Here is a 16223-nt window from a genome sequence, read left to right as displayed (position 1 = left end):
CACAAGGAGAAGCGAACCGAAGGTGTGGTGGCATTTTTTATTCCCTTTCCACAGAAACCGACTATGTCTCTTCTTTCTGCTGCCCTAATAGATGGCATCATGTACGCCGCCTGGCTGTTTCTGGTCGCGGTCGGACTCACGCTGATCTATGGTGTGATGAAGATCCTGAACATGGCCCACGGCAGCCTCTATACCATTGGCGCCTATACCGCTGTCACCATGGTGACGCAGTGGCTCTCTACCGATCAAAGCCCATACGGCAGCTATTTGATGCTGATCCTGGCCGCAGTTATTGCCGGTCTGGTGCTGGGGCTGGTCATTGAATATGGCCTGCTGCGCTTCTTCTACCAGGAAGAACCTGTTGTCTCTTTGCTGATTACCTACGCGGTCTTCCTGATCCTGGAAGATACCGTCAAGCTGGTCTGGGGCGTGGATCCTTATGTGATCGCCGAACCTTATGGTTTGCTGGGTAACGTCGAATTCGGCGACCTGTTCTACCCCACCTACAGCTTTGTGATTGTTGTGGCTGCCATTCTGGCTGGCCTGTTCCTGACCTTGTTCCTGAAGTATTCGCGTCAAGGCCGCATCTTGCTGGCCGTGATTCATGACCGCGAAGTCAGCCAGGCCATGGGCATTAACGTGCAACGTTACTTCCTGCTGACGTTTATTGCTGGTGCCACGCTGGCCGCCCTGGGTGGTGCGCTGACGGCTCCTACCATCTCTGTCGCTCCCGGCATGGGCGTGGAAGTCATCGTGATGGCTTTCGCCGTGGTCGTGATCGGTGGTCTGGGCTCCTTGCCTGGTGCTGCTCTGGGCGCTGTGATTGTTGGCCTGGTGCGCTCTTTTGCCGTGCATTACTGGCCTGAAATCGAACTCTTCTCCATCTACGCGGTAATGGCACTGGTGTTGGCCGTCCGTCCTAAAGGATTGTTTGCTGCCGCCGAGGCCCGAAAGATATGAACAAGACCAACATTACGCTTAAGCAGGGCATGATTGCCCTGGTCATTACGGTGGCCGCCCTGATTGTGGGCTTTGGCCTGCCATCCTGGCAGTTTCTGATCACGGTGGCGCTGGCCAAGGGCCTGGTTGCCCTGGGCGTGGTGCTCTTGCTGCGCTCCGGCCTGGCCTCTTTTGGTCAAGGCTTGTACTACTGCATCGGCGCCTATGGTGTCGGTATGGCCATGAACTACCTGGACTGGCGTGAAGCCGTGATCCTGCTGCCATTTGCCGCTGCTTGCGCTGCGCTGCTGGCCTGGGTTCTGGGTTTTCTGCTGGCTCGCTACCGCGATATTTTCTTCGCCATGCTGAGCCTGGCCCTGTCCATGATCATGTACGGCTTGCTGGTGCGTAACCCCAGCCTGGGTGGCAGTGACGGCTTTAACGTGCACGCGCCTTCCTTCATGTGGGGTGCCTTTGCTGAAACCCTCTCGCGTCCAGGCGTGTTCGTCCTGACCGTGGTGCTGGTGGGTTTTGTGCTGTGGGCCATGCAAGGTTTCCTGCGCAGCCGTGCCGGTCGTCTGGGACCAGCCATCAAGGACAATGAAATTCGCGTTGAATACCTGGGTGCTTCGGCTTACCGCAATATTCACCTGAGCTATGTGCTGGCGGCGGCTCTGGCTGGTCTGGGTGGTGCCTTGTCCTCGCTGAGCATCGGTCACGTGGACCCTGAACTGGCATTCTGGACCACTTCGGGCGAGTTCATCTTTATTGCTGTGCTGGGCGGTACTCGTAACGCTTACGCGCCTTTCCTGGGTGCGCTGAGCCTGGAACTGATCCGCACACTGGCTTACCAATATGCTCCTAACACCTGGCAGATTGTCATGGGTGTCAGCATGTTGGCCCTGATTGTGTTCTTGCCCGGTGGCCTGATCAGTATTCTGAACCGTCGCAATGCAGCGGCTACCTCCAACGATTCTTCTTCACCGACAGGGGCCCGCTCATGAGTCAGTCACCCTTGATTTCTGCTAAAGGTTTGTGCAAGCAGTTTGGCGCTGTCCACGCTGCGCGCGATATGACCGTTGATATCCATGCGCAAACCATTACGGGCCTGATCGGTACCAATGGCGCAGGTAAAACCACCTTCGTGAACATGTTGACCGGCTACATGAAGCCGGACTCCGGCAATATCTTTTTTGCCGGTCGCGAGATCACGGGTTTGCCACCCCGGGAAGTGACCCGCATGGGGATCGCCCGTTCTTTCCAGATTCCTCAGCTGTTCACCTCCTTGAACGCCTTGGAAAACGTGGAAATTGCCTTGGGTGTGGCCAAGCAGCCCTTGTCCGAAGCCAGTGCGATTCTGGAGCGTTTCGGCCTGAGCGCCTTCGCCCAGTCCCAGGCCGGCACCTTGCCGGAAGGGATTCGCAAGTTGCTGGACATTGCTTTGGCCATGGTGGCCCAGCCTAAAGTGCTGTTGCTGGACGAGCCCACCAGTGGTGTGGCCAGTGACGAGAAATTTGAAGTGATGGACCGTGTCATGAAAGTGGTTCGTGATGCTGGCGTGACGGTTCTGTTTGTGGAGCACGATATGGAAATCGTGCGTCGCTACAGCGATCGCGTGCTGGCTTTCTACGACGGCACCATTTTGGCCAACGGCACTCCGGACGAAGTGCTGGCCCATGAGCAGGTCCGTGAATACATCATCGGCGAGCCGGTGGGACGCAATAAACAGGAGGCCGATAATGCTGCTTGATGTCAAAAATTTGGATGTACGTATTGGCCCCACCAGCATCCTGCGCCAGGTAAACCTGCAAGTGCGCCAAGGCCAGATCGTGGGTCTGGCCGGTCGTAACGGTGCGGGTAAAACCACGCTGATGCGCACGGTGATGGGCTTGCTGGCTGTGGACAGTGGCTCGGTCATGTTTGATGGTCAGGAACTGGCCAAGATGCCCGCTTACCGTCGCACCAGTTTGGGCATGGGCTTTGCCCCCGAGGATCGCAAACTGATCCCCGAACTGAGCGTGGAAGAGAACATCCGCCTGCCCGCCTGGGCCTTGAAATCTCAGGACATTGAAGAGCGTCTGGATCGCGTCTGGCGCATCATTCCTGAGTTGAAAGTATTTGGCCCACGCCGCGCCCTGCAATTGTCGGGCGGTCAACAAAAGCTGGTCGCCATTGGCCGAGCCTTGATGACGGCTGACAAGCTGCTTTTGCTGGACGAGCCTTTTGAAGGTGTTGCTCCTGCGCTGTCCAAGCGTATTGCAGAAGTGGTGGGCGAGTTGAGCAAAGAGGGCTTCAGTGCCTTGTTGTCCGGTGCTGACTTGCAGCACGCAGGCAATGTGATTGATTACACCTACCGGATGGACCGCGGCCGTATCGAAGTACCGCAGCCCGCCATACCATAAGGAGAAAGCCCATGTCGGCATTCGAGTTCAGAACCACCCCCGCTATTTATGTTGAAAGCGGAGCCGCTGCCCGGCTCGGTCAGATCCTGCGCAAGCGCTACTCGCAAGAGCGCGTTTGTCTGGTGACCGACCGTTTCCTGCACGAAAGCGGCTTGCTGGATCCTGCCCTGGCTGATCTGAAAGCCAACGGCTGGACCGTGCAAGTGATTGACGATGTTATTGCCGATCCTCCAGAGCACATTGTTTTGCAGGCAACCGAGCGCGCTCGCCAGGCCAAAACGGAAATCGTTGTTGGCCTGGGTGGCGGTTCGTCCATGGACGTGGCCAAATTGCTGGCCGTCCTGCTGGCGTCAGACCAGCCCCTGCAAGAGATGTACGGCATTGATAATGTGCGCGGCTCGCGCCTGCCCTTGGTGCAGATCCCGACCACGGCGGGAACAGGCTCGGAAGTGACGCCTATTTCCATCGTGACCACCGGCGAAACCACCAAATCCGGTGTGGTGGCGCCCGAGCTGTACGCTGATCTGGCCATTCTGGACTCGCAACTGACATTGGGCTTGCCACCGCGCATCACTGCGGCGACGGGTATCGACGCCATGGTGCACGCCATCGAGGCCTACACCAGCCGTATTCTGAAAAACCCGCTTTCGGACAATCTGGCCAAACAGGCCCTGCGTCTGATTGGCAGCAAGCTGGTGCACGTTTGTCGCAACGGCCAGGATGCCGAGGCTCGCCAGGACATCCTGCTGGGTGCCACGCTGGCTGGTCAGGCTTTTGCGAACGCTCCCGTGGGTGCCGTACACGCATTGGCTTACCCGATCGGCGGTATTTTCCACGTGCCACACGGCTTGTCGAATTCGCTGGTCCTGCCACACGTTCTGCGCTTTAACGCCCCGGCCGCAGCCCCGCTGTATGCCGAACTGGCGGAAGTGCTGATCCCCGGCATCCAGGGTGATGAAGCCTCCAAGACCGAAGCCTTCATCAATTTTATGGAACAGATCGCCATTGATACCGGCATCGAGCGCCAATTGCGCGAAGTCGGCATCAAGGAAAGCGACCTGCGCCGTATGGCCCAGGAAGCCATGAAACAAACCCGTCTGCTGGGCAATAACCCCCGCGACGTGACTGAAGACGACGCATTCGCTATTTACAGCGCCGCGTTCTGATAGACCGCTAACAGCGGAAACCTTTTTGCCTGAGTCTGGTGCTGTGCCGGCTCAGGTTTTTTTTTCGTCTGCTCAATGGGGGGCTGCAACGACGCTAATAGAGATAGGGAAGAGAAATAGGAATGGGGAGTTAAGCTTCTTGATGGCGCGAGTTCCGTTTTATGCGGCAGGGCAGCGGTGCCGCGTCTGCCTGATGCGTGTCAGAACGAGCGATAAGGACGTAGCTGAGGCTAGGCTGCCTGCTTGTACAGGTCGGTTTTTGGGTTATCAGGGTTATGCTATTATTAATCATCATAAATAACCTTCAAGGAGTCTATCCATGAGCGTCCTGGTAAGTAGTCCCAGCGTCTCGACCCTGGTGGGTACGCCCAAAGAGGTTAAGGTAAGTTTGGGCAAATCCAAGGCAGAACAAGTGCTGGTGCTGGCTTTCGATCACATCAAACCCGCCGCTTTCAAGGCTTTGGCAGAGAACTTCACCAATGTAGCCTCGTCCATGTTCGAGGTTTTGCAAGAGCGTCAGGACAAGGAGTCGCTGGAGCGCCTGGCCGAAGTGCTGGTGCCGCGCACGCCGCCATCGCCCCGTTTGCTGAAAGAAGCTGCCATGCTGGTACAGGCCCGCAAGGCCGTACTGGAAAGTGGGGACTGGCTCAGTGCCGCAGAAGTGGCGCAACTGGCAGGGTTGAGCACGCGCAATCCCAGTGCCCAGCCCAACAAGTGGAAGAAGCAGGGGCAGATTTTTGCCATCAATCATGGTGGTGTGGATTATTTCCCCGGCTACGGTCTGGACCCGGACACCAGCTTTCGTCCCGCCAAACCCTTGGCGCAAGTGGTCGACATTCTGGCCGGGCATAAAGACAGCTGGGGCATGGCCTACTGGTTCATGTCCACCAACAGCTTCTTGGGTGGTAAGCGCCCGCAGGACTTGTTGATTTCTGCGCCGGAAAAGGTCATCGCCGCTGCGCAAGACGAAGTGCAAGCCGTGGCTCATGGCTAAGCCTGCGGCTCTGGATAAAAAGCACATCCCAGTGGAGGGGGTAACGGTAATCCCCGTTCCGGACGGTGAGCTGCGCCTGACCTTGATGGACTGGCCCAAAGGGCAGTTACTGCATCGCGTTCATCAAGATAAATATTTGGCGACTCAGTTCAATCCGGGCACGCAGGGCAATGCCCGTTTCAGTCCGATTCAGGATGAACAGGGCAAGCCGATTCCCACCTTGTACGGTGGCACCAGCCGCGATTGCGCCATGATGGAGACCGTCTTTCATGACGTTCCGCACGCCGCAGGCTTTAAAAGCTATGACAAGAAAAAGCTGTTGGGGCAGGTGCATTCCACCGTGCTGCTGAACGCGCCTTTGGTGTTAGTGGATCTGGCCAGCGTTCCGCTAAGGAAACTGGGTGTGACACGCAAGCAACTGATCGACACTGAGAAAGATCAATATCCGGCAACCCGCCTGTGGGCTGCCGCGATTTATCAGCAATGCCCTCAAGCCCAAGGCTTGTGCTGGGTGTCCCGGCAGGACGATTCGGCGCGAGCCGTGATGCTCTTTGGGAATCGCATCGTCAAAGGCGCCTTGAAAGCTCAGGGCCCATCGCACAGCTTGAGCGAAGATCCGGCCAGCTACGATGCCGTGCTGGATCTGGCCGAACGGATTGGGGTGCTGATCGTTCCAGGTAGTGCCTAAGTAATCGATATCTTCAGGCCTAACGTCTGCTTACAAGAGCGGCTCTATCCGGTACTGAGAGACGGCTCTTCACCGTACTAAACTAGCCCAGTTTTGCAGGGCATAGTCTGGGCTTTCCTTTTATGGCCTGATGTCGTCAGCAATGGTGCTTTCCATATGCTGTCATTGTTGAATCGACTGCTTTTTACTCACCATGATTGCGATCTCATTTTCTTCCTTACAAAACCGGCGGACGCTGACCTTGTGTTTGGCCGGGGCCCTGCTGGGCCTGCTTGAATGGGTGGCCTTCAGCAATTTGATGATGGCGCCTGCGCCGCGCGAGCATATCTGGGTGTCCTTGCTGTTGGCCGTAGGAATCTTTGGGGTGGCGTCTTTCACCTTGCTGATGCACGTCGTTGTGCGCAAGGCCTTGCTGGTGTCCCTGGGGCTGGGAGTGGCCAGCGCGGCGCTGATCTTGCAGGCGCAAGGGGGATATGCTGAGGTCGCCCTTTTTTGGCGGGCCCCGCAGATGTGGGTGGCAATGGGGCTGCTGGCGACTATTACTCTGCCATTTCTTGCCATTCTGGTAGAGCGTCCACGCGATTGGGCTGATTACCGTCGCCTGTTCGAGCTGAGTTGGTCCATGGTGTGTTCCTGGGCCGTCGCATTGTTCTTCTGCGGCCTGGCCTGGGGCGTGCTGATGGCGTGCCATATGTTGCTCAGCTTTGTCGGCATCACCCTGTTAGGGGACGTGCTGCTGGAACCCACGGTTGCGGCTGTGGTGTCTGGTGCTTTGGTGGGAGCCGGTCTGGCTCTGGCCTCGGACTCGGATGGTGGCTATCTGTCCCCCATTCTGTTGCTGAAACTGCTGCGTTTGCTGACCCCTGTTTTGCTGGTGGTGATGGTGGTGTTCATCGTCGCCTTGCCCTGGCGTACGGGTGAGGGCTTGCCACTGGCCGCCCTGTGCGTGGCGGCTGTTCTGGGGGCGTCGACTCTGGTGTCTTCTGTTGTTGCGGACGAGGATACGAATGCCAGCGCAAACCCTTTATTGCGCGCCTCGGCCCGTTTACTGGGTTTTGTCATGCCCGTGCTGGCAGGCGTTGCCTTGTGGGCGATTTGGGCGCGGGTTGCTCAGTATGGTTGGACCCCCAGTCGTGTTCTGGTCATGACAGCAGCACTGGTGGCAGCGGGCTATGGTTTGAGTTACTTCTGGGCTGCCTGCCACCCTCAACACTGGATGGCGCGAGTACGCCGTTCGAATGTGGGGATGGCGTTGGCCCTGATAGTGCTGGCCATTATCTGGCTGCTTCGCATCGGCTCTCCCGAAGCGATCTCGGCGGCTTCGCAAGTGGCCCGGCTGGAGGCCGGCACGCTAAGCGCGGATGACTTCCCGGATACGGAAATGAGAATGTATTGGGGGCTACCAGGGCAGAGGGCCATGGACTATGTGGTTGAGAAGAACTTGCTGGTCGGGAAGTCCGAGGATAAGCCTGAGGAGGCTGTGCCGGATCAAGAGCTCGAAGTCTGGGACATCGGTGAGGACAAGGCGCGGCAGATGCTCTTGGGCTCTTTGCCCAGCTCTCCGGCTGACCATCCTTTACGTCAGTCCTTTATCGAAACCTATCCAGGTTGGGACATCGCCTATCTGGCCAAGGCTTGCGAGACTCGAACTCCGGGTAACCACGCCGGTTGCTTGCTGGTATTTGTGGATTTGTTGCCGGGCGAAGCGGGAGACGAAGCGATTGTTCTGTCGGTCAACAACCCCATGAATAATGGTGCTGTCTTTGTGCAGACCGCTAATGGGGAATGGGAGAAGGCGACCGCTTTCACGCCCGGTTTGTCGCTGGATAATATGGGCGCCGTCATTGATGGCATTCACGCCAAGGGAGCGGTCATTGAGCCCGCGCCTTTCAGTGTCTTGAAGTTGCCGGACGGTGGCTTTATAGGTGCAGCTCAGCGCCCTTGAGGGCAGGGCGCTGATAGAGTGATCAGTGGTGATGCCTTTGGTTCGAAGGCATCACGGCTGGGCCGCAATTCGCAGGGCGGGTTTCAAGGAGGCGGCCAGCATCTGCCCGTGGTTCAGGTCGCTGAAGTTCTCGTAGCTGACATTCAGCCCTGCATCCTGCAAATGCTTGGCCATATCCTGTGCGGACCATTGAGCCGCAGCATTGCTCATGGAGGTACTGCGGCGCTGCCCGCCCACCATGATGGCAATGCGCTTGTCCTTGGCCAGCGTTGTATCAAAAGCCTGAGCCGTCTTGACCAGAATCCCGTCATACCACCACAGGGAGGGATCGCCCGCCACGTAGCGCTGGTACAGATCAGGATGGGTGAACAGGGTGTGCAAGGCGAACAGGCCGCCGTAAGAGTGGCCCCACAGGGTCTGGCGGGAGCGATCAATAGGCTCGCGTTCTTCCACGGCAGGCTTGATGTGGGTTTCTATATAGTCCAGAAAAATATCTGCACCGCCGCCTGAACGGCCCCGTACTTCCACAGGTTTGCTGACGCCGTTTTCCGTAACGGGAGGCGTGTAGTCGAAGGCGCGGGCAATCACATCGTGGCGCGCTTCGGTGTCGTAGCCAATGGCAACCAGGACCGGGGCAGACAAGGCGCTGATGGCTTTCAGGTCGTCCACATCAATACTGGCCATGGCGGCATTGCCATCCACCATATAAATCACCGGATGACCGCGTGCGGGGGCGGGGCGGTTCGGGGTGCCTATCTGTATTTTGTAGTGCCGCTTGCCGTCTTCCGAGGACATGATCAGCGTCTCGAAGCGGTACAGGCTTTGTTGCTGGTCCACGATGGAGGGACCGGCTGCCTCGTTCCAGGGGCGCTGGGTTTGCTGGGCGTGGGAGGGAAGTGTGAACGCCAGGCAGAGCGTGGCAGCACTGATCAGAAAGCGGGGCAGGGAGGTCTTCATCAGGGTCGGAATATAGAATGCTGAACAGGAATCATTCTTGATTATAGGGTGTGCCGACTGGTAGAAAACAAATATCCGGACTACAAATCGTATCTATATGATGAGGGCGCTAATGCTCTGCTGTCGATGACCCATTGCTGGCTATTTGGAGTTTGCACATCGGTATCAGGGCTTGGCTGCCAGTTTTTGTGATGGTGCAGCCACGAGGGGAGGGTATGGAGTGTGCTTGGCACAGAGTGTGAGGCGGGTAGCGAAACGGATATATAAAAAGCCCGGATCAGCATTGGGCCAGTCCGGGCGTTTCTTTACAGGGCCTGATCGGGCAAGGCGAAGGGGTTCAAGCCCGTGCGACCATAACCTTCTCCGGTCGCAGCATCGTCCAGCACCAGGCTGGCCAGGTCATCGGCGACGCTTTCTGCTGCCGCATCGCGTTCCTGTGAGATGACTTTCAGATAGCTATGGCAGTGACCACAGCTTTCTGCACGGACGACCGCCTCGGTCGTTTCAAAGCTCAGATAGTCCAGATCGCCGGCGTCGGCGCAGTTCGTGCACTTGGCACGAACCATATGCCATTCACACTCGCACAGGGAGCAGTGCAAGTAGCGCAAGCCTTGGCGCGTGCCTTTGTGGATCAGGCTGGCAACAGGGGCGCCACCGCAAACCGGACAACTGGCAGACTCTTCCTTGCTGTTTGCAGGCAAGGGAAGAGCTCGTGCGGCCAGGGCAACTTCCAGAGACAAGGCGGCCCATAAAAACGGAGCCAGTGCCTGGGAGACGGCGTCGAACTGGTTTTGTGCCAAGGCCAGGCCTGCCTCGCGACGTGCCTGGGTGTTCATGGCGCGCAGCGCATCCAGATGAGGGCTGATGGCGGGCGAGGCGCTGTGAGCAAGCTGCTCCAGCAAGGAGTCCAGATGCGCTGTCCAGGCACCCTGACGAGCAATGGCAACAGGATCGACGGCATCGGCATCCGATTGGGCTTGTTCCGAAACCTGGGCCTGTGCCTGAGCAATATCGGCAGCCAGCTGCAGATAGGCCTCAAGCTCATGGCCTTGAGCCAGCTCGCGCAGACGGGCTGCGCGGGCGGTGTACAGCTCGTGCAGTTCGGGCCGCAGGATGGGATCAAAATGCCGGGTGGAGGCTTCCGACGGCACGGAGCGGACGATAGGGATTTCGTTCATGCCTTGCCTTCCTTCGCATCTTTTTTTGCAGCCTGCAATTCATCATGCCAGCGGTCGTGGTGATGACGTATCCAGGCTTTGGAGACATAGCCGGTCACCATGCCGGTGATGGAGCCGCGCACCCAGATCGCCAGATAGATATGGCCCAGAATCAGCAAGATCAAACCAATTCCGGCGACCGAGTGGATCAGGATGGCCAGGCGCAGCACGGGAATGCTGAAGAACTCGGCAAAGTACGCGCGCCACATGATCAGGCCCGATACCAGCAGCGTGACGATGGACAGCATGATCAGCCAGAACAGCACTTTCTGACCGGCATTGTATTTACCGATACGCAAAGGTTGCTTGGCGTTGTTCAGGATCACGCCTTTGACATTACGGAACCAGATCAGGTCGGTTTTTGCCGGCAGGTTGTACTTCACAAAACGCACAAACATATAGCAAAGGCCGACGAAAACCGCGATCCCTAGAAAAGGGTGCAGGACGCGGGCCAGTTGCGGTGTGCCCAGGAAGGAACTGAGCCAGGAAAAAGAAGGGTAAAACCAGGACAGCCCTGACGTTGCGGCCAGAAAGAAGCAGAGCACCACTGCCCAGTGGCACAGTCTTTCGGGGAATTTGGTGCGCAGAACAAGATTATTTTTCTTGGCCATGATCGCCTCCTTCAGATGCCTTTGCCTCTGTGTCCTCGTGGTCCTCGTCAACACTGTTCGGGCCTACGCCAATAAAGTGTGCTGCCATCCCTGCGACAGCCACGGCGCCTGCCACCGCTGCAGCGGGTTTGAGCACATCTTTCCAGCCACCGACCACCGAGCTGATGTGCGGGTCTTTGGGCAGACCGGCATAGCGCTGGGGATCGTCCGCGTGTTGCAGCACGTACATGACGTGGGTACCACCTACGCCTTGCGGGTCGTAGAGGCCAGCGTTTTCATAACCGCGCTCGTTCAGGTCCTCGATACGGCTCAAGGCCAGATCTTTCATTTCCTGCTTGGAGCCAAACGCAATTGCGCCGGTGGGGCAGGTTTTGGCGCAAGCGGGTGCCTGGCCCACGGTGACGCGGTCCGAGCACAGCGTGCATTTGTAGGCCTTGTTGTCCTTCTTGGAGATACGCGGTACGTCGAAAGGACAGCCCGCCACGCAGTAACCGCAGCCCACACACAGATCGGACTGGAAATCCACAATGCCATTGGCGTATTGAACAATTGCACCAGGAACCGGGCAGGCTTTCAGACAGCCGGGGTCTTCGCAGTGCATGCAGCCGTCCTTGCGTATCAGCCATTCCAGCTTGCCGGCTTCGTCCTCGTGCTCTGTAAAGCGCATCAAGGTCCAGCTGTCGGGGCTCAGGTCGCTGGGGTTGTCGTACACGCCGACGTTTTCCTCGACCTGGCCGCGCAAGTCGTTCCATTCATTGCAGGCGACCTGGCAAGCCTTGCAGCCAATGCAGATGGACACGTCAATCAGTTTGGCGACTTCCATCTGGTGATCACGCACTTGTGGCGCAGGCGTGACCGAGTTGGTGGCCGAACGGCGCACTATGTTTTGCGAATTCATGCCGTGGCTCCCTTCATTTTCTCGACATTGACCAGAAAGGCTTTGAACTCCGGTGTTTGCGTATTGGCATCGCCTACGCCGGGGGCCAGGGTATTGGCCAGAAAGCCCTTGCGGGTTTCACCTTCAAAGCCCCAATGGCAGGGGATACCAATTTGCTGCACTTCCTGACCCGCAACGGTCAGGGTCCGCATGCGCTTGGTCACCACGGCCTTGGCTGTGATGTAGCCACGCTTGGTGGTGACTTTGACGGTGTCGCCGTGGCGAATGTCCTTTTCCGCCGCCAATTGCTCGCCAATTTCCACGAACTGTTCAGGCTGCAACATGGCATTCAGATAGGAATGCTTGGTCCAGTGCCGGAACAGCTCGGTAATGGAGTAGGTGGTGGCCACATACGGATAGTCGTGACGGTTGCCCATGCGCTCGGCATCATTGGACAGAATCCGTGCCGTTGGGTTGTGTGTCACCTTTTCGTGCAGCGGGTTCTTGGCAATCGGGCTTTCTACCGGCTCGTAATGCTCCGGGAAGGGACCGTCATTAATGCCTTTTTCCGAGAACAGGCGGCCCAGACCTTCGGGCAGCATGATGAACGGGGCAGCAGGGCTACCGGGAGGCAGGTTGGCCGGGAAGTCCGGAATATCGGCCCCGGTCCATTGCTTGCCATCCCAATGCAGGATTTGACGTTGGGGATCCCAGGGATTGCCCATCTCATCCATGGAGGCACGGTTGTACAGAATGCGCCGGTTGGCCGGCCAGGCCCAGGCCCAGCCAGGCGTGTTGCCCAGGCCCGTATCGGTATTGTCCCGATTGGCCATCTGGTTGCCTTTCTCCGTCCAGGAGCCGGCAAATACCCAGCAGTAGCTTTGCGTGGTGCCGTCATCGCGCAGTTGCGCGAAGTTGTCCAGCAACTGGCCCTTGCGCAGGATCTGCTTGCCGTTGTCGTCGAACACGTCAGCCAGCGCATAGCCGTTGGCCTCTTTGGCCACTTCTTCGGGATGCGGGAAGTGTGGGTCGTGATAGGTATCGGCGTCCCAGGTCATGCTCAGGACCTGCTCGGGACAGGCACCGCCTTCCTCTTCGTACAGGCGACGCAGCTCCATCATGATTTCGCCCAGAATATTGGGGTCATGGCGGGCAATGCCTGGCGGCTGTTGCCCGGCATAGTGCCACTGCAACCAGCGGCCCGAGTTCACAATGGAACCGTCTTCTTCGGCAAAACAGTTGGAGGGCAGACGGAACACTTCCGTCATGACCTCTTCGGTCTTGATGTCGTTGAACTGGCCTTCGTTGCGCCAGAAGTTCGAGGTCTCGGTGACCAGCGGATCCACGATGACCAGGAACTTCAGCTTGGACAAGGCCTTGGAGGTCTTGTTCTTGTCCGGCATGGCGGCCAGCGGGTTGAAGCCCTGGGCGAAGTAACCGTTGACCTTGCCTTCATACATCATGTCAAAGTAGGCCAGCATGTCGTAGCTGCGGTCCCATTTGGGCAGCAGGTCAAAGGCAAAATCGTTGGCTTGCGTGGCGTGCTTGCCGTACAGATTCTTCAGCAAGGAAATGAAGAACTTGGGTGTGTGCTTCCAGTAGTTCACCTGACCGGGCAACACATCCTTGGGCGTGGTTTCTTCCAGATATTGCGCCAGACTTTGCTGGTTGTCTGAGGGCAGGTTCATATAACCTGGCACACGCAGGGACAGCAGACCCAGGTCGGTATAGCCCTGGATATTGGAGTGACCGCGCAAGGCGTTCACGCCGCCACCAGCCATGCCGATATTGCCCAGCAAGAGCTGAATCATGGCGGCGCCACGAATAATCTGTGCACCGCCCGTGTGGTGCGTCCAGCCCAGCGCATACAGCCAGGTCAGGGTCTTGTTCTTGGCCGAACAGGAGCCAATGATTTCGGCAATCTGCAAGAAGTCTGCTTGCTTGACGCCGGTAATGTTCTCCACCACTTCGGGGGTGTAGCGGTCTACGTGCGCCTTGAGCAACTGCAGCACGGAGCGCGGATGCGTCATGCTGTGGTCGCGCATCACCTCGCCGTTTTCGTCCCGCGCGTAGGTCCAGGAGGATTTGTCGTAGACCTTGGTTTTGGGATCGAAGCCGGAGAACAGGCCTTCTTCAAAGGCAAAGTCGTCGCGCACGATCAGGGAGGCATTGGTGTAGGAGCGCACGTAGTCGTGCTGAATCTTGTCGTTCTCCAGCAGCCAGCGCACCATGCCCATCAAAAAGGCGGTGTCCGAGCCCGCGCGGATGGGCGAGAAGATGTCTGCCACCGCAGCCGTACGGTTAAAGCGTGGGTCCACCACGATAACCTTGGCCTTGTTCTTGACCTTGGCTTCAATCACCCATTTGAAACCGACCGGGTGGGCTTCGGCGGGGTTGCCGCCCATCACGATCACCACGTTGGCGTTCTTGATGTCCACCCAGTGATTGGTCATGGCACCGCGCCCAAAGCTGGGGGCCAGGGCCGAGACGGTGGGGGCGTGACAGAGCCGCGCCTGGCAGTCGATACCCAGCATGCCCAAAGCGCGAGTGAACTTGAAGTCCAGCAAGCCAGTTTCGTTGGAGGCTGCCGAGGAGGCCAGAAAGCCCGAAGACAGCCAGCGGTTCACGACCTGGCCTTTCTCGTTTTTGGCAATGAAGTTGGCGTCGCGGTCGTCTTTCAGCAAGCGGGCAATGCGCCGCGTGGCGTCTTCCCAGCTGATCTTGACCCATTCCTTGGAGCCGGGCGCCCGGTATTCGGGGTGCAGCAGCCGGTTCTTGGAATGAATCATGTCCAGCAGGCCTGCACCTTTCGGGCAGAGCGAGCCACGGCTGACCGGGTGATCCGGGTCGCCTTCAATGTGAAAGATACGGGGTTTCGCATTCTTGGAGCCATCGCCCATGGAGTACATGAGGATGCCGCAACCGACTGAACAGTACGTACAGTTATTGCGAGTTTCTTTGGCGCGCAGCAGTTTGTAGGGCCGGACGGCGGCAGGAACTTGAGCGGCGGCTGTCGAAAGTCCCATCGCGGTAGCTGACAGCGCAGCTGCCCCAGCACCAAGAATTTTGAGAAATTGACGCCGACCAAAACTTGGTACGGTGTTATTCATGAAGGATTCTTCTTGCAAAAATAAGTGTCGGCAAAAGGATCACTAATTGCCGGGGCGGATTATAGCAGCATGCTTATAGGGTGCCCGGCTATTGGCATATAGGTCCTTGAAAAGGCAATAGTTGTGGCATAAAGGGGAATGTGGAAGTCGCCATATAATTGAGAATGTGTGCTATTCTCATGTGGCCTATTTCACCTTTTCCCGCGATCCGCGCCATTCAAGAATTATTTGCGGGCCTGGCTCGGGCTGCTTGCTCCCACACTCCTATGATCAGATTTACGGTATCGGACTTTGACCGACTCGGTAGTCCGACGGGTTTTCGCTATTGCTTGTCGGATTACTCTGGTCCCAAGCAGGACATGGAGCAGGTTTGTATTGCCGAAGGGCGGGTGCAGGAATATCAGGTTCGGCCTGGCATGAAGATGGTGCTTTCGGACATCATTACTCACCACCAGTACGAAGCCACGTCGCTGGCCGCGCCGCAGTTCTCGGCCATTGTGATGTTGCAGGGGCGAGCGCAGACTCAGCTTGCCAGCCAGAATACGGTCAGCATGACAGCTCAAAGTGGGGCCACCATTGCGCATTCGGATGTGGTGGCCATGACAGGGCTCCATCCGGCTGGGCAGCGCCTGCGAGGCTTGAATATCACCTTAAGTACGCCGGACAGTTTGGCGGACTCGCCTTTGGGCGAGACGTTGGCCAAGGTCATGGGTTCCTCGCGGATACGCCTGCAACGCTGGGTAGTGCCCCCGCATTTGTTGACCGCGATCGATCAGTTGATCGACAGCCCCTGGCAGGGCACCTTGCACAATCTGCTGCTGGAGGGTGTCAGCCTGCAAGTGTTGGCTCATGCGCTGGATGGGCTGAGCCGAGAAACAGAAAACGATGCGCCCGTCTCCGCGCGCGACCGGCAATTGCTGGAACGTGTCAAAGAGCGCCTCTACCATTCCCCCGGCGAGGATCACACCTTGGCAGATCTGGCCAAACTGGCCTGCATGAGTCCCAGCACCTTGCGGGTGAAGTTTCAGGCGCTCTATCAATGCTCGGTATTTGGATGGCTGCGTGAGCGCAGGCTGGAGCTGGCGCGAGAGTATCTGGCGCAAGGCTGGAGCGTACAGCAGGCAGCGCACTATGTAGGCTATCGCCATGCCACCAACTTCGCTACGGCATTCCGTGAACGCTATGGGATTTCACCCAGCGAATTGAACTAGGCTGTCCCGTCATTGCCCAAAGCTCTTCAAGCATTGCGCATTCCCCGACGGTGCATGCATCGCTCATGCTGAAAGACCCAGCCCCTTGCGGGCCGCTTCTTTTTGT

At 57.8% G+C, this 16223-nt stretch carries 14 protein-coding genes; 9 read left to right on the top strand and 5 right to left on the bottom strand.

What is annotated here, in order from left to right:
- Positions 1-63: 63 nt before the first annotated feature.
- The 8 genes from M2Q46_RS07780 to M2Q46_RS07745 all read left to right on the top strand — a co-directional run bounded on the left by M2Q46_RS07780 (position 64) and on the right by M2Q46_RS07745 (position 8134).
- Positions 64-960, top strand: coding sequence for a branched-chain amino acid ABC transporter permease (locus tag M2Q46_RS07780; protein ID WP_035272061.1), 897 nt, complete (start codon positions 64-66; stop codon positions 958-960).
- Entirely contained in the window at positions 957-1943 is a 987-nt protein-coding gene (locus tag M2Q46_RS07775; protein WP_021446921.1) for a branched-chain amino acid ABC transporter permease, read from the top strand. The genes M2Q46_RS07780 and M2Q46_RS07775 overlap by 4 nt, the downstream gene beginning before the upstream one ends.
- The gene (locus M2Q46_RS07770) at positions 1940-2689 is read left to right on the top strand and encodes an ABC transporter ATP-binding protein (protein ID WP_009459230.1); all 750 of its coding nucleotides are present in this window, start codon (positions 1940-1942) and stop codon (positions 2687-2689) included. Before M2Q46_RS07775 ends, M2Q46_RS07770 begins: the two co-directional genes overlap by 4 nt.
- Positions 2679-3341: an ABC transporter ATP-binding protein gene (locus M2Q46_RS07765; RefSeq protein WP_009459228.1), complete on the top strand. Its 663-nt coding sequence runs from the start codon at positions 2679-2681 to the stop codon at positions 3339-3341. The genes M2Q46_RS07770 and M2Q46_RS07765 overlap by 11 nt, the downstream gene beginning before the upstream one ends.
- 11 nt (positions 3342-3352) lie before the next feature.
- Positions 3353-4507, top strand: a complete 1155-nt coding sequence (locus tag M2Q46_RS07760) for an iron-containing alcohol dehydrogenase (RefSeq protein ID WP_021446920.1) — start codon at positions 3353-3355, stop codon at positions 4505-4507.
- Between the two features lie 319 nt (positions 4508-4826).
- On the top strand, positions 4827-5501 hold the full coding sequence (locus tag M2Q46_RS07755; RefSeq protein WP_250755964.1) for a hypothetical protein: 675 nt from the start codon (positions 4827-4829) through the stop codon (positions 5499-5501).
- The gene (locus M2Q46_RS07750) at positions 5494-6189 is read left to right on the top strand and encodes an RES family NAD+ phosphorylase (RefSeq protein ID WP_302356993.1); all 696 of its coding nucleotides are present in this window, start codon (positions 5494-5496) and stop codon (positions 6187-6189) included. The genes M2Q46_RS07755 and M2Q46_RS07750 overlap by 8 nt, the downstream gene beginning before the upstream one ends.
- A 193-nt stretch (positions 6190-6382) precedes the next feature.
- The gene (locus M2Q46_RS07745) at positions 6383-8134 is read left to right on the top strand and encodes a DUF4153 domain-containing protein (RefSeq protein WP_302356991.1); all 1752 of its coding nucleotides are present in this window, start codon (positions 6383-6385) and stop codon (positions 8132-8134) included.
- Between the two features lie 51 nt (positions 8135-8185).
- On the opposite strand, the gene M2Q46_RS07740 is transcribed toward M2Q46_RS07745, so the two are convergent.
- The 5 genes from M2Q46_RS07740 to fdnG all read right to left on the bottom strand — a co-directional run bounded on the left by M2Q46_RS07740 (position 8186) and on the right by fdnG (position 14906).
- Positions 8186-9091, bottom strand: coding sequence for an alpha/beta hydrolase (locus tag M2Q46_RS07740; RefSeq protein ID WP_257112197.1), 906 nt, complete (start codon positions 9089-9091; stop codon positions 8186-8188).
- A gap of 305 nt (positions 9092-9396) precedes the next feature.
- Positions 9397-10269 (bottom strand): formate dehydrogenase accessory protein FdhE, encoded by an 873-nt coding sequence (fdhE, locus tag M2Q46_RS07735; protein ID WP_302356990.1) that lies wholly within the window; start codon positions 10267-10269, stop codon positions 9397-9399.
- Entirely contained in the window at positions 10266-10919 is a 654-nt protein-coding gene (locus M2Q46_RS07730; RefSeq protein ID WP_203145569.1) for a formate dehydrogenase subunit gamma, read from the bottom strand. Before M2Q46_RS07730 ends, fdhE begins: the two co-directional genes overlap by 4 nt.
- Positions 10903-11817 carry a formate dehydrogenase subunit beta gene (fdxH, locus tag M2Q46_RS07725; RefSeq protein ID WP_115633962.1) on the bottom strand — a complete coding sequence of 305 codons (915 nt, stop codon included), beginning with the start codon at positions 11815-11817 and terminating at the stop codon, positions 10903-10905. The genes M2Q46_RS07730 and fdxH overlap by 17 nt, the downstream gene beginning before the upstream one ends.
- On the bottom strand, positions 11814-14906 hold the full coding sequence (fdnG, locus tag M2Q46_RS07720) for a formate dehydrogenase-N subunit alpha (RefSeq protein ID WP_302356989.1): 3093 nt from the start codon (positions 14904-14906) through the stop codon (positions 11814-11816). Before fdnG ends, fdxH begins: the two co-directional genes overlap by 4 nt.
- Before the next feature lie 266 nt (positions 14907-15172).
- On the opposite strand from fdnG, the gene M2Q46_RS07715 reads away from it, so the two are divergent.
- Positions 15173-16117, top strand: a complete 945-nt coding sequence (locus M2Q46_RS07715) for a helix-turn-helix transcriptional regulator (protein WP_302356988.1) — start codon at positions 15173-15175, stop codon at positions 16115-16117.
- The last annotated feature ends 106 nt before the right edge of the window (positions 16118-16223 follow it).

This window comes from Alcaligenes sp. YSL9 (assembly GCF_030515105.1).
GTDB lineage: Bacteria > Pseudomonadota > Gammaproteobacteria > Burkholderiales > Burkholderiaceae_B > Alcaligenes > Alcaligenes phenolicus.
Note: the sequence above shows the minus strand (reverse complement) of the source record. Positions and strands in the feature narration are given on the sequence as shown.